The organism is Actinoplanes sp. M2I2 (genome assembly GCF_023544445.1).
GTDB lineage: Bacteria > Actinomycetota > Actinomycetes > Mycobacteriales > Micromonosporaceae > Actinoplanes.
On record NZ_JALPVJ010000005.1, the window covers coordinates 204,824 to 226,885 of the forward strand.

At 72.3% G+C, this 22,062-nt stretch carries 17 protein-coding genes; 9 read left to right on the forward strand and 8 right to left on the reverse strand.

Annotated features, from left to right (window positions below):
* Positions 1 to 47 precede the first annotated feature (47 nt).
* Entirely contained in the window at positions 48 to 1,154 is a 1,107-nt protein-coding gene (locus HJC40_RS11895; RefSeq protein WP_250000946.1) for an FAD-dependent monooxygenase, read from the reverse strand.
* 189 nt (positions 1,155 to 1,343) lie between these two features.
* Here HJC40_RS11895 and HJC40_RS11900 point away from each other — a divergent pair, with 189 nt between their 5' ends.
* The gene (locus HJC40_RS11900; protein ID WP_250000947.1) at positions 1,344 to 2,420 is read left to right on the forward strand and encodes a DNA polymerase ligase N-terminal domain-containing protein; all 1,077 of its coding nucleotides are present in this window, start codon (positions 1,344 to 1,346) and stop codon (positions 2,418 to 2,420) included.
* 173 nt (positions 2,421 to 2,593) lie between these two features.
* A complete protein-coding gene (locus HJC40_RS11905; protein ID WP_250000948.1) occupies positions 2,594 to 3,946 on the forward strand; it encodes a trehalase family glycosidase in 1,353 nt (450 codons plus the stop codon).
* Here HJC40_RS11905 and HJC40_RS11910 read toward each other — a convergent pair.
* The 4 genes from HJC40_RS11910 to HJC40_RS11925 form a co-directional block, all read right to left on the reverse strand.
* Positions 3,943 to 5,028, reverse strand: a complete 1,086-nt coding sequence (locus HJC40_RS11910; protein ID WP_250000949.1) for an S-(hydroxymethyl)mycothiol dehydrogenase — start codon at positions 5,026 to 5,028, stop codon at positions 3,943 to 3,945. The genes HJC40_RS11905 and HJC40_RS11910 overlap by 4 nt on opposite strands.
* Positions 5,029 to 5,032: 4 nt before the next feature.
* Positions 5,033 to 5,524 carry a MarR family winged helix-turn-helix transcriptional regulator gene (locus tag HJC40_RS11915; RefSeq protein ID WP_250000950.1) on the reverse strand — a complete coding sequence of 164 codons (492 nt, stop codon included), beginning with the start codon at positions 5,522 to 5,524 and terminating at the stop codon, positions 5,033 to 5,035.
* A gap of 225 nt (positions 5,525 to 5,749) precedes the next feature.
* Complete coding sequence (locus tag HJC40_RS11920; RefSeq protein ID WP_250000951.1) at positions 5,750 to 6,139, reverse strand: cupin domain-containing protein; 390 nt, start codon at positions 6,137 to 6,139, stop codon at positions 5,750 to 5,752.
* 18 nt (positions 6,140 to 6,157) lie between these two features.
* The gene (locus HJC40_RS11925) at positions 6,158 to 7,846 is read right to left on the reverse strand and encodes an EAL domain-containing protein (RefSeq protein WP_250000952.1); all 1,689 of its coding nucleotides are present in this window, start codon (positions 7,844 to 7,846) and stop codon (positions 6,158 to 6,160) included.
* 378 nt (positions 7,847 to 8,224) lie between these two features.
* Here HJC40_RS11925 and HJC40_RS11930 point away from each other — a divergent pair, with 378 nt between their 5' ends.
* Positions 8,225 to 9,832, forward strand: a complete 1,608-nt coding sequence (locus HJC40_RS11930) for a restriction endonuclease (RefSeq protein ID WP_250000953.1) — start codon at positions 8,225 to 8,227, stop codon at positions 9,830 to 9,832.
* A gap of 68 nt (positions 9,833 to 9,900) precedes the next feature.
* Here the strand turns inward: HJC40_RS11930 and HJC40_RS11935 are convergent, their stop codons facing one another.
* Positions 9,901 to 10,710: an FkbM family methyltransferase gene (locus tag HJC40_RS11935; protein ID WP_250000954.1), complete on the reverse strand. Its 810-nt coding sequence runs from the start codon at positions 10,708 to 10,710 to the stop codon at positions 9,901 to 9,903.
* A 127-nt stretch (positions 10,711 to 10,837) separates the two neighbouring features.
* Between HJC40_RS11935 and HJC40_RS11940 the strand changes: the two genes are divergently transcribed.
* A complete protein-coding gene (locus HJC40_RS11940) occupies positions 10,838 to 11,026 on the forward strand; it encodes a hypothetical protein (RefSeq protein ID WP_250000955.1) in 189 nt (62 codons plus the stop codon).
* A gap of 74 nt (positions 11,027 to 11,100) precedes the next feature.
* The gene (locus HJC40_RS11945; RefSeq protein WP_250001553.1) at positions 11,101 to 11,757 is read left to right on the forward strand and encodes an alpha/beta fold hydrolase; all 657 of its coding nucleotides are present in this window, start codon (positions 11,101 to 11,103) and stop codon (positions 11,755 to 11,757) included.
* On the opposite strand, the gene HJC40_RS11950 is transcribed toward HJC40_RS11945, so the two are convergent.
* Positions 11,754 to 16,010: an AAA domain-containing protein gene (locus HJC40_RS11950; protein ID WP_250000956.1), complete on the reverse strand. Its 4,257-nt coding sequence runs from the start codon at positions 16,008 to 16,010 to the stop codon at positions 11,754 to 11,756. The two genes, HJC40_RS11945 and HJC40_RS11950, sit on opposite strands and share 4 nt — an antisense overlap.
* Positions 16,011 to 16,062: 52 nt before the next feature.
* Between HJC40_RS11950 and HJC40_RS11955 the strand changes: the two genes are divergently transcribed.
* A complete protein-coding gene (locus HJC40_RS11955; protein ID WP_250000957.1) occupies positions 16,063 to 17,172 on the forward strand; it encodes a hypothetical protein in 1,110 nt (369 codons plus the stop codon).
* Between the two features lie 209 nt (positions 17,173 to 17,381).
* Here HJC40_RS11955 and HJC40_RS11960 read toward each other — a convergent pair whose 3' ends face one another.
* Positions 17,382 to 18,050, reverse strand: coding sequence for a hypothetical protein (locus tag HJC40_RS11960; RefSeq protein WP_250000958.1), 669 nt, complete (start codon positions 18,048 to 18,050; stop codon positions 17,382 to 17,384).
* Positions 18,051 to 18,679: 629 nt separating this feature from the next.
* Here HJC40_RS11960 and HJC40_RS11965 point away from each other — a divergent pair.
* Genes HJC40_RS11965 through HJC40_RS11975 form a run of 3 tightly spaced genes read left to right on the forward strand, consistent with a single transcriptional unit; the run spans position 18,680 to position 21,944 of the window.
* Entirely contained in the window at positions 18,680 to 19,993 is a 1,314-nt protein-coding gene (locus HJC40_RS11965) for an AAA family ATPase (RefSeq protein WP_250000959.1), read from the forward strand.
* Positions 19,994 to 20,019: 26 nt separating this feature from the next.
* Positions 20,020 to 21,072: a beta family protein gene (locus HJC40_RS11970; RefSeq protein WP_250000960.1), complete on the forward strand. Its 1,053-nt coding sequence runs from the start codon at positions 20,020 to 20,022 to the stop codon at positions 21,070 to 21,072.
* Positions 21,073 to 21,095: 23 nt separating this feature from the next.
* Positions 21,096 to 21,944, forward strand: coding sequence for a bifunctional DNA primase/polymerase (locus HJC40_RS11975; protein WP_250000961.1), 849 nt, complete (start codon positions 21,096 to 21,098; stop codon positions 21,942 to 21,944).
* Positions 21,945 to 22,062 lie beyond the last annotated feature (118 nt).

Here is a 22,062-nt window from a genome sequence, read left to right on the forward strand (position 1 = left end):
GCGGGCGGGGGGTGACCAAAGAGGTCAACCGGGGTTTGCGCCACCGCCTAGGCGGGTTGCACCAGCCCCCGGTAGTGGTCGGCGAAGATCCGCAGGCCACGCCTGCGGAGCATGGGGTCGCGCAGCGCCGGCGGTACGTCGCGGGTGCGATCCCGCTCGCGCGTGCGATCCCGCACCTCGATGCAGCGGGGGCGGCGGCGGTCCTCGTACGCCCGGAGCACCGCCGGGATGTCATCGGGAAGTTTCCGCAGCTCCTCGCCGAGCACGACGGCGTCCTCGAACGACATGGCGGCGCCCTGGGCCAGCGTGGGGGCGGTGGCGTGGGCCGCGTCACCCACCAGCACGACCGGCCCCTGCGACCAGCGCTCCAGAACGACCTCGTCGGTACGCGCGACCTGCACTTTTTCCAGCGCGGTGAGGATCGCCGGGGCGGGGCCGCCAAACCCGCCGAACAGCTCGCGCACCCGGGCGATCGGGTCGTCGGGGTTGGGCGCGTCGGGGGCGGTCTCGTCGGCGTGGAAGTAGAGCTTGCGGCCGCCCATGGGCATGGCCACGAAGGAGGACCGGCGACCGAGCAGGGCCGTCCAGTCGCTGAGCGCGGGCCCGCCGGTGACCACCGAGCGGTAGACGATCTGACCGGTCGGCGCGGCCGCACCGCCCAGCCCGGCCTTGGCCCGGATCGTCGAGCGACGCCCGTCGGCCCCGACGACCAGGTCGTACTCCGCCACCGCGCCGTCACCGAACTCGACCTTGGCCGTCCGGTCGAAGACCTCGAGACCGCGGACGGCGGTGTCGTACCGCACCTCGCCGCCGACGCTGGTGAGCAGCACCTGCTGGAGGTCGGCCCGGGACAGCGCGCGCGACTCGCCGACGCCGGCCCAGAGCCCGGCCACGTCCATCTCGAAGAGCTCGCGGCCCCGCGAGTCGAGGAAGACCTGCCGGAAGATGAGGTCGCCGAGCGGGCGCAGCGGCGCGTCCAGGCCGAGCTGGCGGAGGGCGCGCAACGCGTTGCCGGGCAGATAGATGCCCGCGCCGGGAAGCATGGTGGCCGGCAACTCCTCGACCACGTCGGGCCGGAAGCCGGCGAGACGGAGGGCCCGCGCGGCGGCCAGCCCCGCGATTCCGGCGCCCACCACCAGGATGCGCAACGTCATCGCAGCCTTGCCTCCCACCCGTCGGACACGCGTCGGAGCCAAGACACTACCCCCAGCCACGTTTGGGGGAAACCCGCGATCATCGAGAGTTCCGAATTGTTCCCTTGGCTACCATGCCCCTACTCTCGCACACACGTATGACGAATTACGCCCGTGTATTTTCGGCTCCGGCCGGGAAGACAAGGCGGCATGACGGACCGTCTGGCGGAGTACCGGCGCAAGCGGGACGCGACCCGCACACCGGAGCCGATCCCGGCCGGCGCCTCCCCCGACGAGCCTCGTCAGCGCTTCGTCATCCAGCAGCACCACGCCCGCAGCCTGCACTGGGACGTCCGGCTGGAACGCGACGGCGTCCTCGTCTCGTTCGCCGTGCCCCGTGGTCTACCGCGCGATCAGGGCCGCAACAACCTGGCCAAACACACCGAGGACCACCCGCTGGAATACCTCGAGTTCTCCGGCGAGATCCCGGCCGGCGAGTACGGCGGCGGCCGCATGACCATCTTCGACAGCGGCACCTACGAGACCGGCAAGTGGCGCGACGACGAGATCGGCGTGACGTTCCACGGTGACCGCACGACGGGACGGTATGTGTTCTTCCAGACCGGCGGCAACGACTGGATGGTCCGGCGGATGGACCCGCCCGAACCCGGCTGGGAGCCGATGCCCGAGGCGGTGTCGCCGATGCTTGCGGCCAAGGCCGCCGACCTGCCGCCCGAGAGCGACGACGCCGAGTGGGGCTACGAGATGGCCTGGGGCGGCCGGCGTGTCGTCGTGTACGTCTCGGGCGGCCGGGTCCGCGTGCTGAACGCCGATGGCGAGGACGTGACCTCGTGGTATCCGGAGGTCCGGCCGCTCGGCCCGGCCCTCGCGCCGACCGAGGCCGTGCTCGACGGCGAGATCGTCGCGTTCGACGGGCCGGCGCCCTCGGTCACCCGGCTGGAGCGGCGCAAGGCGCCGAAGGACTCGGCGGCGGCCAAGCGGGCGGCCGAGCGCACGCCGGTGCACTTCCTCGCGTACGACCTGTTGTGGTTGGAGGGGCACAGCACGGTCGAGGCTCTCCGCTATGCCGAGCGCCGCGAGCTGCTCGAGGGGCTGGCCGTGGCCGGCGAGCACTGGCAGACCCCGCCCTACTTCCCCGGCGGCGGCCGCTTCGCGCTCGAGGCGGCCGGCGCCCAGGGACTGGCCGGGGTGATCGCCAAACGCCTCGACTCCCCGTACCTGCCGGGACGCCGGAGCCGGCTGTGGCTGGCGGTCCCGGCGGGGTAGATCACGCGCCGGGCGGGGCGCCGCCGCACTCTCAGTCCGTGCCTCCGGACCGGTCGGCCGGTTGCCTGGGCTGCGCCCCGGCCGGGACGACGTTTCACCGGCGACCTCACCGGAAAGGTCCTCCGAACAAGATGCACCCCGAAACCCCCCAGCCCTCCGTACCGAGGAGCGAGATGTCGGCCGAACTCTGGAACTCCGCCGCCGGCGTCCTCGAGACGAACTGGTCGGGTGACCACATGGTCCCGTCCCGCCGCCTCTACCCTCACCAGTGGAGCTGGGACACCGCGTTCATCGCGATCGGGCTCGCCTACGTCAACCCGACGCGGGCCTGGCGTGACCTGCGCAGCCTCTTCGAGGCGCAGTGGCCCGACGGCCGCGTGCCGCACATCGTCTTCGACCCCGCGACGGCCGAGGCCGACTATTTCCCCGGGCCGGCCTTCTGGGGCGTTCCCGCGTACGGCAGCCGCCCGGCCCACGGAAGCACCGGCCTCGTCCAGCCCCCGCTGCACGCCGTCGCGGCCTGGAAGGTCTACCGCCGCGCGGCGGCCCACGGCGCGGCCTGTGTGCAGCAGGCCCACGCCGAGCTGCAGTGGCTCTACCCCCGGCTGGTCGCCCAGCAGGAGTACCTGACCACCCACCGCAACCTGGGCGGCAGCGGGCTGGCGAGCATCGTGCACCCCTGGGAGTCCGGCCTGGACAACAGCCCGGCCTGGGACGCCGCGATGGCCGCCGTGCCCGCCGACCTGTCGCTGCTCACCACCTACCACCGGCGCGACCTCGACGTCGCCGACGCCGCGCACCGCCCGACCGATCTCGACTACGCCCGGTACGTCGGCCTGGTCCTCGACTATCGGGCCGGCGACTACTCGGACACCGGCCTGCTGAGCCGGCACGCCTTCGCCGTGGAGTGCCCGTCGTTCAACGCGATCCTGGGCGCCGCCGAGCTCGCCCTGGCCCAGATCGCGGGGGTGCTCGGGCATACGGCCGAAGCCGTGGCCCACCGCGAGCGCGCGCACCGGATCACCCGGGCGATCGTCGACAACCTGTGGGATCCCCGGACCCGCATCTTCCACGCGCGCGACGTGCGCACCGGCACGCTGAGCCCGGCGCGCTGCGTGAGCGGGCTGCTGCCGCTGCTGCTGCCCGACCTGCCCGCCGATCAGGTCGACGGCATCCTGGCCGAGGCGCGGTCGGAACGGTTCGGCCTGCCGCTGAGCACCACGCTGCCGGTGCCGAGCTACGACCGGACGGCGGCCGACTTCGACACCGAGCGCTACTGGCGCGGCCCGGTCTGGATCAACATGAACTGGCTGCTGCGCCGCGGCCTGCTCATGCACGGCCTCCGTGACGAGGCCGAGGAGCTGCGGGCGGCGATGGTGCGGCTGGTGCACCGCAACGGCCATTTCGAGTACTTCCACCCGACCACCGGCGAGGGCCTGGGCGCGCCCACTTTCAGCTGGACCGCCGCCCTGGCCCTCGATCTGCTGGCCGACCGGTCCGTGCCGGCGTACGCGAAAGCGGCTTAGAAGACCACGACCGACCTGAGCACGCCGCCGGTGTGCATCTTGCCGAAGGCCTCCTCGACCTGGCCCAGCGCGATCTCCTCGGTCACGAACGCGTCCAGGTCGAGGCGGCCCTGCAGGTAGAGATCGGTGAGCATCGGGAAGTCCCGGGTGGGCAGGCAGTCGCCGTACCAGCTGGACTTGAGCGCGCCACCGCGCCCGAAGATCTCGAGCAGCGGCAGCTCGATCTTCATGTCCGGGGTGGGCACGCCGACCAGCACGACCGTGCCGGCCAGGTCGCGGGCATAGAAGGCCTGCTCGTACGTCTCGGGCCGGCCCACCGCCTCGATCACGACGTCGGCGCCGAAGCCCCCGGTGAGCTCCTTGACCGCCTCGACCACGTCGGCGCCCCGCGCGTTGATCGTGTGGGTCGCGCCGAAGCCGCGCGCCCACTCGAGCTTCTGGTCGTCGGTGTCGATCGCGATGATCGTGGTCGCCCCGGCCAGCGCCGCACCGGCCACCGCGCCGTCGCCGACCCCGCCGCAGCCGATCACCGCGACCGAGTCGCCGCGGGTCACGCCGCCGGTGTTGATCGCCGCGCCGATGCCGGCCATCACGCCACAGCCGAGCAGGCCCACGGCGGCCGCCCGGGCCCGCGGGTCGACCTTCGTGCACTGTCCCGCGTGTACGAGCGTCTTTTCCACGAAGGCGCCGATACCCAGGGCCGGGGACAGCTCGGTGCCGTCCTCGAGGGTCATCTTCTGCGTCGCGTTGTGCGTGGCGAAGCAGTACCACGGCTTGCCCTTGCGGCAGGCCCGGCAGGTGCCGCAGACGGCCCGCCAGTTCAGCACCACGAAGTCGCCGGGCTCGACGTCGGTGACGCCCGCGCCGACCGACTCGACCACGCCCGCGGCCTCGTGGCCGAGCAGGAACGGGAAGTCGTCGTTGATGCCGCCCTCGCGATAGTGCAGGTCGGTGTGGCACACCCCGCACGCCTGGATCGCGACCACTGCCTCACCGGGCCCCGGGTCGGGCACCACGATGGTGGTGAGCTCGACGGGGGCACCCTTGCCGCGGGCGATGACGCCCTGCACTCGCTGACTCATCGGCTCAGCCTAGAGGGAGGCGGACCTCGACAGGATGGTCGAGGAGAGTTTCGGCGAGCTTGGCCAGCTGGCGGGTCTGGGCCGGCGAGAGCCGGTCGAAGACCAGCTGTTGCACCGCCTCGACGTGGCCCGGCGCCGAGCTCTCGATCTTGCCGAAGCCGTCCTCGGTGAGCACGGCGATCTGCACCCGGCCGTCCTGCGGGTCGCGCTCGCGGCGCACCCAGCCCTGGCCCTCGAGCCGGGCGACGACATGGGACAGGCGGGAGAGCGAGGCGCTCACCGCCTTGGCCAGCTTGCTCATGGCCAGCCGCCGGTCGGGCTGTTCGCTCAGGCTCACGAGCACGATGTAGCCCATGTGGGTCAGGCCCGCGTCGCGCTGGAGTTGCGCCTCGAGCGCCGCGGGGACCTTGATCAGCACTTCCACGAAGCGCCGCCACGTCTGTTGCTGCTCGTCGGTCAACCACCGTGGCTCGGCCACACCAGGAGGCTCTGTCATGCAGAGAGGTTAGTGGCGCAGGGCCCCCAGGTCACGATCCGGGTCCAGGTTGCCCCGGACGGGCGCCCGGTCGATCGACGCCCGACGTTGTCCCTAGTACGCTGCGCTGGAACTTCCACCGGGGCGATCCAGAAACGGCACGACGCCGGCGCCGGTTCGGCTGGGGGGCCACGGCCGGCGCCGGCGTCGTGCTTGCTCGTCTCGGGTCAGAGGTCTGACCTGTGCTCAGGAAGCGGGCGGCTCGTCCTTGCCCTCTTCCTCGAGCCGGTCGGCCTCCTCCTTCGTCTTGTGCACCGCGCCGTCGGCGTGCTCCGCCGGGCCGTAGACGGTGTAGAGGACCAGCGGGTTGGGGCCGGTGTTGAGGAAGTTGTGCTTGCGGCCCGCGGGGACGACGACGAGGTCGCCCTGGGCGACGTTGCGCTCCTGCCCCGACACGATGGCCTTGCCCGTGCCGCTGACGAAGGTGAGGATCTGGTCCACCTCGTGGACCTCCTCGCCGATCTCGCCGTCCGGCGGAATCGTCATGATCACGAGCTGGGTGTGCTTACCGGTCCAGAGCACACGGCGGAAGTCGGGGCTCTTTTCGGCGACAGTGGCGATCGTGAAGTGCTCCATGCTCAGCACTTACCCCGCTCAGGACGTTCGCAACCGGCCTTCGACGACCGGGGCCGGGCGGCCGATCAGGTAGCCCTGGACGTAGTCGACGCCCAGCTCCCGCAGCAGCCGCAGGGTGGGCTCGTCCTGCACGAACTCGGCCACAGTGTGGATGCCGTAGGCCTGGCAGACCTGCACGAGCGCGCGCACCAGCACCTGGTCCTGCACGTTGTCGACCAGATCGACCACGTACTCGCCATCGATCTTGACCAGGTCGATCGGGAAGATCCGCAGATACCGGAAGGACGCGTAGCCGGAGCCGAAATCGTCGAGCGCCAGTTCGCAGCCGAGCTCGCGCACGCGGTCGGCGAACCGCCGCGCCTCGCTGAGGTTGCCGATCAGCGCGGTCTCGGTGATCTCGAAGGTGAGCTGTTCGGGCTTCACCTCGTACCGCTCGATGAGCCGGATGACCTCGTCGGTGAGCCGCGGGTCGCCCACCGAGCGGCCGGAGAGGTTGATCTGCAGGCAGGTGCCGGGCTGGTCGGCGGCGAGCTGCATGGCCCGCTCGACCACCCACAGGTCGATGTCGAAGACCGCGTCGAGCCGCTCGGCGATGTCGAGCACCTGGATCGGCGACTGCGGGCCGTCGGCCTCGTCGAGCACCCGCAGCAGCAGCTCGTGCCGGGTGATCTCGTTGGTCTGGAGCTCGAGGATCGGCTGGGCGTAGAGGGTGAAACGGTCGGTGCCGAGCGCGTCGGCGACCCGGCTGCGGTACGAGCCCTGCCGGTCGCGGGCCGGCACCGGGTGCGGGACCGGGGTGATCGGCACGCCGCTGTCGCGCGACTGCCGCCACGCGTGTTCCGCGTCGATCAGCAGCTCGTGGCTGCCGGCGTCGCCGTCGGGGGTGAACCGCACCAGCCCGCCCCAGGCCTGCGCCCGCAGCCAGATGTCGGGCAGCACGAACGTCTGTGCCCGCAACGCCTCGACGAGCAGCTCGGCCTCGCGCCGGGCCATCGGCCAGCTGGTGCCGGGCAGCAGAACGGCGAGCTCGTTGGGCCCGGCCCGGCCGAGCAGCGCGCTCTGCTGCATCACGCCTTCGAGCACGCGTGCGGCCCGGTGCAAAAGGTCGGCGTTCCGGTCGGGTCGCACCGGGTCGCCGTCCACGCCGGACTGGTCGGGCTGCACCCGGACGACCAGCACGGCGCCGCCGCCCCGGCGCAGCGCCCGGTCGATCTCGTCGGCGAAGCGGGCCCGGGTGAGCAGTCCGGTCGCCGGGTCGCGCTCGATGAGCGACGCCTGCACCGTCTCGCCCCGCCGGGCCAGCCGGTCACTCTCCCGGCGGGCGCGTTCGCGGGCCGACACGTCGGTCACCGTGCCCCGGATGCCGCGAACGGTGCCGTCCGGGCTCTTCACCGGATCGAGCCGGCAGTCCACGTCGAACCACCCGCCGTCGGCCCGCATCAGGCGGATCGTCGTGCGGACCTGGGCCCGGGTGGTCCACGCCTTGGTGATGGCCGAGAGCGCCTCGGCGTGGTCGTCGCGATGCACGTAGCGGACGAGGACCTTGCGGCTCATCTCGTCGCGGTCGGGCGGGTCACCGAGCATCTCGCGCAGCGGGGCCGACCAGGCGATGCGGTCGCCGGTGGCCGTGTAGGAGAACCAGGCGGACCGTTCGTCGAGAGGCTGGCGCGGCAACGGCACGCGCTGCCATCCGTCGGGTGCAGCCATGCGCCTGCCACCTCCTCCCAGAGTGTCCCCACGCCCCTGGACTATTACGACCGGTCACGGGACCGGGATAACAGTGGACGACCGCCCCAATGTTCCACCGGTCCTGCCAGTACGTCGCCGAGCAGCAGTTTCTCGACCGATCAGAGGAGGGAAATATCTGATCGGCTGACCACTGCACTGCGTAGTTCCCACGATGAAAAAGCGCGCGTTCCATGACGGAAAGTCACTACCAGTACCGAGCGTGGAACCATGTGCGATTTCTACCCGCCGGAGCCCGAGGTCATGCACGCAGCGCTGCTTCGCCGACGCACCGCGTCACGAGATCCGAATAAGGCTGGATATGGTGGCGATTGGACACACGCCGACCGAGGACGAGGCATGGGCATCATTCGGGACATGCAGCGGGTGCACGCCACTCAGGCGTTCGCCGATCAGCGGGCCAACACCGCGGCCGCCCACCAGCGCGATTTGATCCGGCGCAACGCCGATCACGCGATAGCCGCGGCTCAGCAGGCCGCGGGTGACACCGACCGCAAACGGGAGCACCAGCGGCTCTACGTCGAGGCCAAGACGGCCGACACCGCCGCGGCCAACGCCGAGATCCGGGCCCGGTTGAGCGACCTCGACGCGCTGCTGCTCTCCACACTCGACGTCGACGACCACATCGACCTCCAGTTGTTCAAGAAGCCGACGGAGGTGCCGCCGTTCGATCCCGGGCCGCTGGCCCGCCCGCACCCGGAGCCGCGGTGGGAGAGCTACGTGCCGCCGCAGCCCCGGGGAGTCGGCAAGATCCTCGGTGGCGACCGGCTGCGCCAGCAGCAGACGGCCGGCGCGCAGCGGGCCTACGACGACGCGCGGGCCCGGTGGCTCCAGGCCGAGCAGCGGCGCAAGCAGCAACTGGCGTCACGCCGGCGCGCGTACGAGGAGAGCCTGCGCAAGTACGAGGCGAGGATCGCCGCCTACAACGCCGAGGTGGACCGGTTCGCCGCCGCGGTGGCCGACGCCGATCCCGCCTCGGTGGTCGAGTACTTCGCGATGGTGCTGGGCAACTCCGTCTACCCCGACGACTTCCCGCAGCACTTCCGGCTGGCCTATCTGCCCAAGCAGCGCCACCTGCTGATCGAGTACCACCTGCCGCCGATCGAGGTGATCCCGCACGTCAAGGAGTACCGCTACGACCGGTTCCGCGACGACGTGACCGCGATCCCGCGCGACGAGGGCGAGATCCGCAGCCGGTACGTCGAGGTGATCGCCCGGGTGACCCTGCGGACCATCCACGAGGTCATCGAGGCCGACCGCGGCGGCCTGGTGCGGCAGGTGTCGTTCAACGGCATCGTCGACACCATCGACCGGCGCACCGGCCGGTTCGTCCGCCCCTGCCTGGTGTCGATCCAGACCAGCCGCGAGACGTTCGCCGCGATCAAGCTGCGCCGGGTCGACCCGGTCGCCTGCGTGAAGCACCTCGAGGGCGCGCTGTCGGCGACACCCGACGAGCTCGCGGCCGTCCCGGCGAAGATCGACTTCGAACGGGACGCCGACCGCGACTTCACCGAGGAGTTCAACGTGCTCGCCGAGATCGACGAGCGCCCCAACCTGGTCGCGCTGACCGACGCGGCCTGGGAGCAGCAGCTCGCCGACCTGTTCGGCGTGATGGGCCTGGAGATGGCCCCGCCCACCCGCACCGACCTGGGCACCCGCTGGCACGCCACCGACCCGCGACCGATCTTCGGCGGGCCGGTGGTGATCTTCGCGATGCGGGGCGGAGCGGCCGGTTCGGCCGCGGTGCACGCGCTGGCCGGCGCGGTCACGGCGGCCGGGGCGACCAAGGGCATCCTGGTCTCGCTGGGCGGCATCGACCCGGAGGCGTACGACGCGGTGGCCGGCCGGCCGCTCGAGCTGATCGACGGACAGGCCCTGGTCACGCTGCTCTCCCACTACTGCCGCGTGAAAGCCCGCATCGAGCGGACCACCACTACTGCCGGGTGAAAGCCCGGATCGAGCGGACCACGGTGGCCTGAAGACTCGCGCCGGGCCCTCTCACGGCCCGGCGCGAGTCACGGCCCGGCCCGGTGCGAGCCCCGGGCCGGCCGGACGGCGTAGACGTCTCCCGCGTTCGCCTCGTGCGGGAGCGCGAGGAGGTGGCGCAGCACCTCGGGCTTCGGCGCCCAGCGACCGGTCAGCTCCAGGGTCTCCCCCGGCGAGACGTCGAAGCCCGTGTACCCGAGGTCGTCGAGCCGGTCGAGGCAGCGCCGCCCCACCTCGCGGCTGATCGTCGTGTACTCGAACGACAACGCCGGCACGGGCGCGCTCAGACCGGCCAGCACCTGGTCCTCGTACCCCTCGACGTCGATCTTGATGAACGCCGGCCGGCCGAAGCGGCGCACGAGCGAGTCGAGCGTGACGATCCGCACGGCGATCACCTCGTCCCAGACCTCCTGGCGCCACCCGCGCGCGCCGTTGGCCGCGTCGACGAAACCCTCCGACAGGGTGGAGACCGTCGGGTTCCTGGTGTTCACGCGGAGCGGGAGGATGCCCGACCGCCCGCCGCACGCGGCTTGAATGATCTTGACTCGCAGGTCGCTGCCGTAGATGCGGCCCAGAGCGGAGGCGCACATCGGCTGCGGCTCGACCGCCACCACCCGGGCGCCGAGCCGCTGGAAGCTCGCCACCCGGTCACCCACGTGCGCGCCGATGTCGAAGACCAGGTCGCCGGGGCCGACGAACCGGCTGTAGAGCTCGTCCAGGGCGGCGGCCCGGTCGGCGTCGCCGTAATAGAAGCGCAGCGAGCGGCGCAGCGGCGCCAGGGAGTGGTCGGAAAGCAGGTCGGCGATCACCGCCGGAAGGGGCCGGCCCGGTTCGGTCATGACCGTGCGCGTTCCCCACCGTCACCGTTTGATGCGACGTCCCCGGCTCGGGAATCGGGCATACCCGGCCGCCGATCGGGTAGTCGGAGCGAGAGTTGACGCCGTCCGACCGACCAGGAGGGAAGCCATGACCAACATTCAGCAGCCGGAGATGCGCCGCAGCGAGGAGTCGCCGACCACCAAGCAGCGCACCCAGGACGCCGACCCGACCCAGGCGCCCGGCGGCAGCCACGACAAGACCGGGAACACCCCGGTGCCGGAGGGGCAGGAGTCGCCCTACGGTCCCAGCGGGAAGACGGCGAGCGACAACTCCTGAGGCACTTCCCCAGCCGGTGGACGCTCGGCATCCACGACCGGGCTCGCGAGGACGTCCCCGGTCTGCCGGTGGTGATGCTCCACGGGCTGGCCGTGTCACACCGCTATCTCCTGCCCACGGCCGACGCGCTGGCCGACCGGCACCCGGTCGTCCTGCCCGACCTGCCGGGTTTCGGCCTCAGCGACAAACCCCGGCGGGCGTACGACGTCCGCGAGCACGCCGAAGTGATGGCCATCTGGCTGGCCGCGCGGGGTCTCGACCGGGTCGCCCTGGTCGGGCACTCGTTCGGCGCCGAGGTGGCCGCCCGTCTGGCCGTGCTCGTGCCCGAGGCGGTCGCGGCCGTGGTGCTGTCCAGCCCGACCACCGACCCGCGCGCCCGCAGCCGCCGCGGGCTGATCGGCCGGTGGCTGCTGGACACCCAGGTGGAGGCGCCGTGGCAGGTGCCGATCCTCGCGCGCGACATCGCCGACGCCAAACCGTGGCGGGTGCTGGCGACCGTCGGGCACTCCGTCCGCAACGTCGTCGAGGACGATCTGGTGAAGCTGGGCGTGCGTCCGCTCGTGCTGGCCGGCGCCCTCGACCCGGTCGCCCCGTGGCGGTGGCGGGCCGAGGTGGCGGCCATCACCGGCGGCACGACCGTCACCGTCCCCCGGGCCGCGCACAACGTGCTGACCACGTCGCCGCGCCGGTCGGCCGACGCGATCGCCGCTCACCTGCGGACGGCAGGTTAGGCGAGCTCGGAAGCGAGGCCGCGCGGTGACGGGGTGATGTCGAGCTCGGCCAGGCGCTGCCACACCGGGCCCATCGCTGCTTCAGGCTCGCGGGCGTAGATGCTGCCCCGGATGCGGACGAAGACGCAGTTGCCGACCCGCTCCAGCACGGCCTGGCGGCGCATGTCGCTCTCCCACTGCTCCGGGCCGTGATAGGCGTCGCCGTCACACTCGATGGCCAGCCGGCGGCCGTCCGGGGCGTTGAGCACGAAGTCGATGCGGTAGGCGCCGATCCGGAACTGCGGGATGGGCCGGAACCCGCGGGCCAGCAGGCGCTTGAGCACGTCGCGTTCGAAGCCGCTCTCGCAGCGCGCGGCCAGGTCGGCCGCCTCCTCGGCCGGGGTCAGATTCAGCGCGTACGTCAGGAGCAGGCCCCGGGCGTCGTCGGCGAGCAGCGAGCCCGGCCGCACCGAGTGGAAGATCCACAGCTGGTCCCGCGCCCGTGACGCGGCGACGTTGACCCGCCGGTGATACTCGCGCTTGGTGAACGCGGCCACCCGCGGGTCGTTGTCGGAGACCACCATGGACACCAGCACGATGTCGCGCTCGTCGCCCTGGAACGTGTACGCGTCGCCGACCCGCAGGCGGCGCGCCTGGATCTCGTCCTCGCCGATCTCCTCCCGCAGCTGATGCAGCAGGTAGCCGGCCTGACCGCTCGTGCTCAGCAGCGAGATCACGCCGAGCGTCCGCCCGTCGTACAGCGGGTCGCGCACGATCTCGGCGACCTGCCGCACCAGGGCGTCGGCCTCGGCCACGTTGACGTCGCCGAAGCCGGAGAGCGGCTGCCGCACTCCCTCGGGCAGGAACACCGTCCGGAGGGGAGCGAACGCCGGCCGGTCCGCGCGCAGCGGCATGATCTTGCCGTCGTAGTAGTGCCGCGACGAGAACTCGATAATCTGCGGCACGCAGCGGAAGTGCTCGGTGAGCAGGATCCGCTCGGGCGAGCGACGCACCGCGTGGTCGTAGAGCGACGACTCCGGGTCGAAGTGCTCGGCCGACGGCACGTCGTCGAGATGGCTGTGGATCAGGCCGGTGACCGGCCCGACGAACCCCAGCTGCGGCCCGATCTGCTGGTCGTCGCCGACCACCACGGCCCGTTCGGCCAGCGACAGCACCGGCAGGGCGAACAGGTCGGCCTGCGACGCCTCGTCCACGATCACCACGTCGAAGTGGGCGCCGCCGGCGAACTGCTCGACCGCCCGGTCGACCGACATGACCCAGACCGGCACCGCCTCGACGGCCGACTCCATCGCCCGCTGCGCGTGAGCCTGCCAGGCCGCCGCCGTCCGTCCCGTGCCCTTACCGATCTTGCGGAGCGCGGTGGTCCAGTCGGCCAGCGCGGCCCGGCGCCGGTCGTCCAGGCTGCGCGACACCTCGAGCCAGGCCGAGGCCACCACCAGCTCCGACGTGCGCCGCCGGATCTTGTCGCGGGCGCTCTCGACCCGCTTGGCCAGCACCGCCGGGTCGACGCTGCCGATCACGTCGTCGAACCAGGTCTGCGCCCGCCGCCACTGCCACGCCGCCAGGCACGCCTTGCCGCTGACCGGCGGAACCCGGCCGGCCTCGATCTGCGCGGCCCACTCGGGCGCCACCGCCGCGAGCCGGCCCAGCTTGTCGCGGAGCTCCTCGGCCTGCGGACGCAGACCGCTCAGCCGGCGAACCTCGGCCACCTCGTCGTCCCAGCCGTCCAGGGTCGCCCAGGCCTTGGCGAGGCGCGGCCACGGTTCCAGCATCGCCGCCGTGGACCGCTGACTCTCGACCAGATTGTCCAGCCGGTACACCGCCGGGGCGGCGTCGAGCAGCGTCGCCACCCGCGCCAGCCGATCGGGGTCGAGGTCCAGGTCGTGCTGCGGTACGAGGTGGGCCAGCCGGTCGGCCAGCGCGGGCCAGTGCCGGACGTCCCAGTCGAGCGACTGCCCGGCGTCGGCCAGCAGCGCGCCGGCCCAGAACTCCGGGTCGCCCCAGCCGCCCGCGGGCGCGGCGATGTCGAGCCGCTGCCGCCACTCCGACCAGTGCGCGCCCAGGCGCTGGCGGGCCTGGCCGCGGCGCACCCACGCGGCGGCCACGTCGACGTCCTCGGTGCTGCGCAACGGCTCGCCGTCCACGCGTACGTCATCGGCCACCCGGAACAGGGCGGCCTGGAGCAGGCGGCTCAGGCCGCGGCCGCTCGCGAACCGCTGCCGGATCTCGGCCAGCTGGGCCAGCAGACGTTTCGGCTCCGCGGCGTACGCCTCCGGGACGCTCACCTGGTGACCGGCCAGCACCCGGGTCAACGAGGCCAGCTCGGCCAGCAGCGCCTCGGTGGCGGCGACGTGGTCGGTCCAGACCGCGCGCCAGTGCGCGTCGGTGAGCAGCCGGCCCAGGCGATCGGTCCACGTGCCCTCGCGGCGGCGGAGCCAGGCCACCGCGTCGTGCAGGTCGTCGCGGGCGGCGGCGACGTTCGCATTCCGTACGGCGGCCAGGTCGAGACCCGCGGCCGCGAGTTCACTCGTCTCCTCGAGGAGCGCGTCGCGTTCGGCTCGCCGCTGTCGCTCCTCGGCCGCCACCGGCAGGTCGTCGACGACCGGCAGCGGCTCGAGGGCCTGCGCGCGGTCCCACGGCGAGATGCGGGTGGACAGGTCGAGCACCGTGGCGAACTCGGCCGCCTCGAGCGGCGGAGGACCGTTCACCGGGTCGGGGATGCCGGCGTCCTGGGCGGCCCGCTCCCGCAGCCAGGCGCCCACCTCGACCGGCGTCATCGGAGCGCCGTCGATGACGTACGTGACCGCCTCGTTCTCGGCGATCGCGCGCAGCCCGCCGAGGGCCACGGCCAGCTCGCGCTCGGCCTCCTCCAGCAGCGTGGTCAGCCGTTCGACCCGGCGCGCCTCGGCCGCCTTGTCCAGCGTGGCGGCTCGGTCGGACAGCTCGCGGGCGGCCAGCTGCAACTGCACGAGCTGATCGGTGGTGCGGCCCAGCACGGCCAGGCACAGCGACCGGATCTCCTCGGGCAGCCCGTCCCGGAGCACCCGCAGCGGGTCCTCCTTCTGGGCCACGACCAGCACCCGCTTGCCGTTGGCCATGAGGTGGCAGATCAGGTTGCGGATCGTGTGGGTCTTGCCGGTGCCCGGCGGCCCCTGCACGGCCACGTTCCGGTGCTGGGCGAGGCGGCGGGCGATCGACTCCTGCGCCTCGTTCGTGGGCAGCGGCATCAGCAGGCGCTCGCCGACCCGCTGCCAGCGACCGTCGTCGTCGCCGGGCATCCGCAGTTTGCTCGGCTCATGGGCGACGATCGCGGCCAGCGCGCCGACCGCGGCGGTGTCCCCGGTCAGCAGGCGGTCGCGCAGGTTCTCCAGAAAGCCGCGGAGCAGCCGTTGCCGGGGCCGGGCGAACAGGACGCCCACGTCCTTGACGTGCGGCCGGGTCGTGTCCTCGCTGGTGATCAGCCGGTCGTAGCCCAGACGGCCGAGCGCCCGCTCGAACAGCTCCCGGCGCTCCAGGTCGTTCCAGAGGTCGACCTCGAGGGTGCCGGCCGGCCCGGCCAGGGCGACGAGCTGGGTCAGGTACCGGTCGTCGAGCCCCGACAGGGCGTCGGTCTGCAGCCGGGACGGGCCGGCCGGGGACACGGTGATGAGCGAGCGATCGGGCTCGTACTCGATCAGCACCGGGGTCGCGACCAGCGGATAACGCACGCGCTCGCCGTTGACCGTGGTCTCGAGGAGGCCGTGACCCCAGACGAGCTCGGTGGTGGCGGCGGTCATGTCGAGCTGATGCATGAGATCGAAGAGCCTGCGGTGCAACGCCCGGGTCTTCTCGGCCTCACCGGTGGCCTCGGCCCACGGCCGCCACACCTCGTCGCGCCAGGCCGCGAACTCGGCCGGCTCCTCACCGGTGGCGGCCTCACCGGTGGCGGCCTCGGCGGCCGGCTCGGTCGAGGCGGTGATGTCGCCGCGCAGCCGCCGGCGCAACTCCGGAGGCACGCTCACCGGCGGCGGCAGCTCGGGCAGCCCGACCCGCAACCAGGACGTCCCGTCGACCTCCCCCGGCCGCGGCTCCACGCCGCTCGCTGTGGGGCCGAGGTCACAGGCCGGATGCCGGGGCAGGGCGTCCAGCCGGAAGGCATCGGCGGGCACGGTCCGCGCGGGCCGTTCCATCTGAGCGCGTACGGCCAGCAGGTAATCGGCGACCGCGACGGCCCGATCCCGGATCGTCGTGGGCGACTCCAGCTGCTCGGCCATCCTCCGGAGTCTAGGGCGCCCGGTCCCGTGCCTCGTTGCGGTCGGCCCCGGTGTGCCGATCGGGGGAGGCGACGGCATCCCGGCGACGGCTATGGTGTCGCCGCTGATCATCAAGAAGAGCGGGGAAGACGTGAGCGACAAGGCACCCGAGACGCCGGACGAGGACCGCCCGGACGCCCGGGACCCTCTCACGCCGCAGCAGCAGCCGCCGGGGTACTACCAGGTGCCGCCCGGTCACGACCCCTGGTCGGCGTACCGCGACCCGCAGCAGGGGATGCCCGGTCACGACCCCTACGGTGCGCCCGGCTATCCGCCGGCCGGATACGGAGGCCCCGGCTACCAGCTGCCGGCCGGTTACTACGCCGGCCCCGACGACCCCCTGGTCAGCGCCGACTTCGCCGGCTGGTGGCGGCGCAGCTTCGGTCTGCTGTCGGTCGCCTGGCAGCCCATGGTGCAGGTACAGCTTCTCTGGGCGATCCCGCTGGTCGTCGCCGGCGTCTTCGCGACTCTCTACACACCGGATCAGACGGTCACCTTCAACTCCACCACGCCACCGGACTTCAGCGAGACCTTCGAACCGTTGCTCCTGGTGCTGCCCTTCACGCTGATCGCCGTGCTGCTCACCGTGATCGCCCAGCTGGCCACGCTGGACGTGCTGGTCCAGCGGGCCACCGGCCGGCCCGTCTCCGCCGGTCAGGCACTGCTCGCCGGACTGCGCCGCTTCCCCGCCATGCTGGGCTGGCAGATCGTGGCCGGCCTGGTCGTCCTGCTGGGCTTCGTCCTCTGCTTCCTGCCCGGCTTCTACGCGGCGATCGTCTTCCTGATCCTGCCGCCGATCATCCTGCTCGAGCGCGGCGCCGGAGTCGGCCGGGCCTTCCGGCTGTTCCACGCCGACTTCGGCGCCTCGGTAGCCCGCATCGCCACCGTCGTAGGCGTCTACCTCGGGTTCATCGTGATCGAGGCCATCTTCACCGCGATCCTCAGCCCGACCACCGGAGCCGTGACCGCGCTCAGCGTGGCCGGGGCCGTCCTGTCCGCCATGTTCTCGGTGGCCACCGGCGTGGTCGTCAGTCCCCTGATCCTGACCGCCTACGCCGACATGCGCGCCCGGCACGAGCCCTTCTCGACCGCCTACCTGGTCCCCCACCCCGGCACCAACTGATCCCCGGGCCGGGGGAGAGCGAACTGCGAACCGGCCGATCGCCGCGTGCGGCGTGCGGCGTCCGGCGCGCGGCGTCCGGCGCGCGGCGTCCGGCGTGCGGCGTCCGGCGTGCGGCGCGCGCGGCGCGGCGCGATCAGTGGCCGAGGGCGCGCCAGTCACCAGGACGCGCACCCCGCTGCTGCCGGGTGCGCGTCGAATGATCAGTGCGGTCAGGGGAACTGCATGCGGCGCGGGCGTGGGATGACCGGCGGAGGGAGCGGCAGGTCATCGACATGGCTCCAGTTGAGAGAGCCGTTGTCGGTGGACTTGATCTCGCCGAGGCAGGCGCGGAGCAGACCCATGTTGGGCGCCCCGGCGAAGCCGGCGATGATCACCTCGGGCTTGGGGTCGATCCGGGCGATGGCCGCGCAGATCTTGGCGACCTCGCGCTCGTCGACGGCGTCGAGCGGCAGGGGGGCCTCGGCCTGCGACCGACGCCAGGAGGGGCCGAACCGGCGCAGCAGTTCCCGGGCGAGCCGGCCGAACGAGCGCCCGACCGGCGCGTCCAGCATCGAGTCGTGTGCGGACTGCCCGTAGCACCAGGGCACGACCACGTGCCCGTTGATCACGACCAGCTGGTAGACCGATTTGGGCACAGAGATGATCTCCGCACCGGGAAGTGAGCCGAGGAAGAGAACCAGTTCCTCATAGGCGAGCGGCCACCGCGGGTTCGCGATCACTCGTTCCATCGTCTGCGTCATCGCGGGGTGGGCGTGAATCTCGCGCTCGATAGCCGTACTCAGCGCTTCGGGCACTCGGGTCCACAGTTCGCCGGCAACCTTGTCACCGAACTGTTCGACCACCCACTCGCTCGGACCGACCAGAACGTCTGGGCGCATTCGTTACCACCACCGTCCGTGTCGCTGGCGTTACTGCTGGCTAGAAGAGTTCCACTTCCGGTGATCGACTGGAAGAGTCCACTTTCCTAGATCCCAAAAACGCCCGTGAATGAAATCCAACGAAGCGATCAAAGGGTTGCTACGACGATGGAGCAGCAGCTAGCAGGGCTGCGAAAACATGCAACTTGCACGGCGAACCGCGCGTGCAAGTTGCATGTCGGCTTCGCTTTCTCACCCTGCGAGTTCAGTAAATCACTCGGATATTTCGTAGTGGTGACCACGACGGAAACATCCACTCACAGTGACGATCCATAGTGTTCCACCTGCACCAAGGCAACCACGGGAACCCGGCCGACCGTAGGTGATCCCTCTCACGGCCAAGATCAGGCGCTTCCCGCCGGCGGCGAACCACGACCCCCGTCGACCACCCCGCCCAGAAAGCGCGAACGCATGGCCGACACAACGCTGTCGGATTCCTGTCAGTCCCACGACCGCGGGGCACCGACCCCCCTGTCGGCTCGCCGGCGGTCCTCGTCGGCCGGACCGGCTGAATGCATTCACTCACCCGCCGGCGGGTGGCCGTCCACAGCAGCCGCCGAACTGTCGGTGGCGGGCGCTACGGTGCCCCGGTGGACTTGGAACAGCAACTCAGCCCGGCCGCCGAGGCGGGACTCGTCGTCGATGCCGTCCTGCGTGACCTGCGCACGGGCGATCATCGCGGCGTCGTGGTCGACTCACCGCCCGGTGCGGGCAAGTCGACGCTGGTCGTGCGGGCGGCCGGTGAGCTCGCCGCGGCGGGCGAGCCGTTGATGATCGTGGCGCAGACCAACGAGCAGGTCGACGACCTCATCGCGCGGCTCGGCGCCAAGTCGCCCGAGGTGCCGGTGGGCCGGCTGTCCGCGGTCGACTACGAGCCGAGCGACCGGGTGCGCGACCATCCGCGGTGCCGGGTCGGCGCCAAGGTGGCCGACCTGGGCGATCCGGCGGTCACCATCGGCACGGCCGCGAAATGGGCCACCGTGACCGAGGGCGCCTGGCCCTGGGCGATCGTCGACGAGGCCTACCAGATGCGGTCCGACGCGCTGCTCCGCGTGGCGCCCCGCTTCGTCCGGGCGCTGTTCGTGGGCGACCCCGGTCAGCTCGACCCGTTCTCGACCGTCGAGGTCGAACGGTGGACGGGCCTGTCCTGGGATCCGATGCAGAGCGCCGTCGCCGTGCTGCTGCGCCACAACCCCGACCTGCCCGTCCATCGGCTCCCCGTCTCGTGGCGACTGCCCTCCACGGCGGCCCCGGTCGTGGCCGAGGCGTTCTACCCGTTCACCGGCTTCCGATCGGGCACCGGCCCCGGCGACCGCTCCCTGCGGTTCGGGCGGCGATCCGGCGAGGCGCTCGACGACGTGCTCGACGTGGCCGCCGCGACCGGCTGGGGCCTGCACGAGCTGCCGGGCCGCTTCACGATCCGCACCGACGCCGAGGCCGCGTCGGCCTGTGCCGCGCTCGCCGTCCGCGCGCTGGCCCGCGAGGCCGTGGCCAGTTCCGAGACGGGCGCCGGCCCGTTGACCGCCGACCGCATCGCCATCGGCGCGGCCCACCGCGATCAGGCCGCGGTCATCCGGTCGTTCCTGCCGCCCGAGGCCCGGGGCGTCACGGTCGACACGGCCAACCGGCTGCAGGGCCGGGAGTACGACCTCACGATCGTGCTTCACCCGCTGTCCGGCCGGCAGGACGCGACGGCCTTCCATCTCGAGTCCGGCCGCCTCTGCGTGCTCACCTCCCGGCACCGGCACGCCTGCGTGGTGGTGGCCCGGGAGGGCATCGCCGAGCTGCTCGACGCACATCCGTCGACCGAGCCGGTGCACCTCAACGTGCCCGTGAAGTTTCCCGACGGCTGGGAGGCGAATCAGGCCGTTCTCGCCCATTTGCACAAGAGGAGTGTCGCTTAGACGACACGAACCGCTACTTTGAGTCAATGGCGGTCTTCACGACGGCGGGGTCCACGCAGGACGGTGTCTATCGACCGATCCTCCGTCCCCGCCGCGGCGAGCTGGCGGCGCTGACCCATCTGGCGGCCGGGGATGCCCGGCGGGTCCTGCCGATCCTCGAGCTCGACGAGGGCACTGACGTTCTTCCGTTGATCCGCGAGTTGCCACCGCGCACCGGCGTGCTCGCGGTCGACTTCGGCGAGCTGCCCGAGCCCACCGATCCGCTCGTGGCCCCGTCGCTCGATCTGGCCGAGGAGCTGGCCGACCTCGGGGTGGCCATGCTCCCGGTCCTCCGGGCGCACGAGAGCCGGCGCCGCCTGGCCGCCCACGGGCTCGCCGCCCGCCTGCATCTGCGCCGAGCGGTTCTGCGGCTGCAACCACACGTCGACGCGGCCAACCCGGCGCAGGCCGACGTCCTCGTCGAGCGGGTGCTGCGCGGCGCGGGCCTCGACGCCGAGGAGATCGACCTGCTGATCGACCTGGCCGAGACGGCCTGCGTGGCCCACGCCGACCGGTTCGAGGAGCAGCTGCGGCGGATCCTGCGATGGGCCGGCGGGCGGCCGTGGCGCTCGATCAGCGTGGCGTCCGGCGCGATGCCCCCCAACCTCGACGAGCTGCCCACCGACCAGCCGGTGACGATCGACCGGCACGACGCCCGGGTCTGGGCGCGGATAGACGTCCCCGGCATCGGCTACGCCGACTACGGCGTGACCTCCCCCGTACGACGCCGCGGCGTGCAACGGCATCGCCAGCTGCCCACGCTGCGCTACACGGCCGAGCACAACTGGTGGATCTACCGCTGGGCCCGGCGCGGCGGGCGGGGCGACGATCGCTGCCACGACCTCTGCCGCACGCTGGTCAGCTCACCGCACTGGCCGGCCGCGGGCGCCCGGTTCTCGTGGGGCGACGCCGAGATCGCCCGCCGGGCCCGCAGCGCGCCCGGCGCGGGCAGCTCGGCCAGCTGGATGTCGTGGAGCACCTCGCACCACATCGCGCACGTCCTGCGGGCCCTCGAGTCCGGAGACCGCACGGGAGTGTAGGAATTTGTCGTACGCTTGTTCTAATGTCACTCACCGCAGCCCTGGCCTACGCCCGGCACGGGATCCCGGTCCTGCCGGTGCACGCCCCTGACCCGCGCGGCGGTTGCACCTGCGCCCGGGGGGCCACCTGCCCACGCCCCGGCAAGCATCCCCACCTGCGGCACGGCCTCACCGAGGCGAGCACCGACCCGCGGCTGATCGACATGTGGTGGGCCCGCTGGCCGGGAGCCAACATCGGCCTGCGCACGGGCGTCACGATGGACGTCGCCGATGTCGACTCCGTCGAGGGCTGGCACGGGCTCTGTCACCTGCTCGGCGGCGAGCCGCCGGACGGTCCGCGGGTCCGCACGGGCGGTGGCGGCTGGCATTTCTGGTTCGCTCCCCTGGGCTCCGGCAACCGGGTGGGCCTGCTGCCCGGCCTCGACTGGCGTGGCGCCGGGGGCTACGTGGTCGCCCCGCCGTCGCGGCACGCCTCCGGGAGCGACTATCGCTGGATCCTGCCGCCGGACAGGGCGCTGCCCGACAGCCCCGCGACCCTGCGCGCCCTGATCGAGGGACCCGCACCGGCGCCGGGCAACCGTCCGGTCGCGCATCCGCCGCGATACGCGCGGGCCGCCCTGGCCGCCGAGGCCGACCGGGTGGCCCGGGCTCCGGTGGGCACCCGCAACGACACCCTCAACCGCGCCGCGTACGCGCTCGGCCGTTTCATCGGCGCCGGGCTGCTCGATCTCGGCGAGACGACACGCGAGCTCGAGGACGCCGCGCGCTTCGCCGGCCTGGGCCGGGCCGAGATCCGGGCCACGCTCCGCTCCGGTCTCACGGCCGGCCGTCGTGTCCCGTTCGATCCGGAACTGAACCGCCACGTGGCGTGAAACCACTCTTGCCCCAAAAATGGGGGCATGACCCACTGCACCGAGCGGCGCCCGGCCGCATCCCCGAACGGTCTCCTCGAGGAGACCCCGTCATGACCGGACAGGCCGAGCGGCGCGG

Coding starts and splice junctions, on each gene's coding strand:
- HJC40_RS11925 (WP_250000952.1), bottom strand. CDS start 7,846: ATGGCTGCACCCGACGGATGGCAGCGCGTGCCGTTGCCGCGCCAGCCT.
- HJC40_RS11950 (WP_250000956.1), bottom strand. CDS start 16,010: ATGGCCGAGCAGCTGGAGTCGCCCACGACGATCCGGGATCGGGCCGTC.
- HJC40_RS11910 (WP_250000949.1), bottom strand. CDS start 5,028: ATGAGTCAGCGAGTGCAGGGCGTCATCGCCCGCGGCAAGGGTGCCCCC.
- HJC40_RS11945 (WP_250001553.1), top strand. CDS start 11,101: ATGCTCCACGGGCTGGCCGTGTCACACCGCTATCTCCTGCCCACGGCC.
- HJC40_RS11930 (WP_250000953.1), top strand. CDS start 8,225: ATGGGCATCATTCGGGACATGCAGCGGGTGCACGCCACTCAGGCGTTC.
- HJC40_RS11915 (WP_250000950.1), bottom strand. CDS start 5,524: ATGACAGAGCCTCCTGGTGTGGCCGAGCCACGGTGGTTGACCGACGAG.
- HJC40_RS11920 (WP_250000951.1), bottom strand. CDS start 6,139: ATGGAGCACTTCACGATCGCCACTGTCGCCGAAAAGAGCCCCGACTTC.
- HJC40_RS11940 (WP_250000955.1), top strand. CDS start 10,838: ATGACCAACATTCAGCAGCCGGAGATGCGCCGCAGCGAGGAGTCGCCG.
- HJC40_RS11905 (WP_250000948.1), top strand. CDS start 2,594: ATGTCGGCCGAACTCTGGAACTCCGCCGCCGGCGTCCTCGAGACGAAC.
- HJC40_RS11895 (WP_250000946.1), bottom strand. CDS start 1,154: ATGACGTTGCGCATCCTGGTGGTGGGCGCCGGAATCGCGGGGCTGGCC.
- HJC40_RS11935 (WP_250000954.1), bottom strand. CDS start 10,710: ATGACCGAACCGGGCCGGCCCCTTCCGGCGGTGATCGCCGACCTGCTT.
- HJC40_RS11975 (WP_250000961.1), top strand. CDS start 21,096: ATGTCACTCACCGCAGCCCTGGCCTACGCCCGGCACGGGATCCCGGTC.
- HJC40_RS11900 (WP_250000947.1), top strand. CDS start 1,344: ATGACGGACCGTCTGGCGGAGTACCGGCGCAAGCGGGACGCGACCCGC.
- HJC40_RS11960 (WP_250000958.1), bottom strand. CDS start 18,050: ATGCGCCCAGACGTTCTGGTCGGTCCGAGCGAGTGGGTGGTCGAACAG.
- HJC40_RS11970 (WP_250000960.1), top strand. CDS start 20,020: ATGGCGGTCTTCACGACGGCGGGGTCCACGCAGGACGGTGTCTATCGA.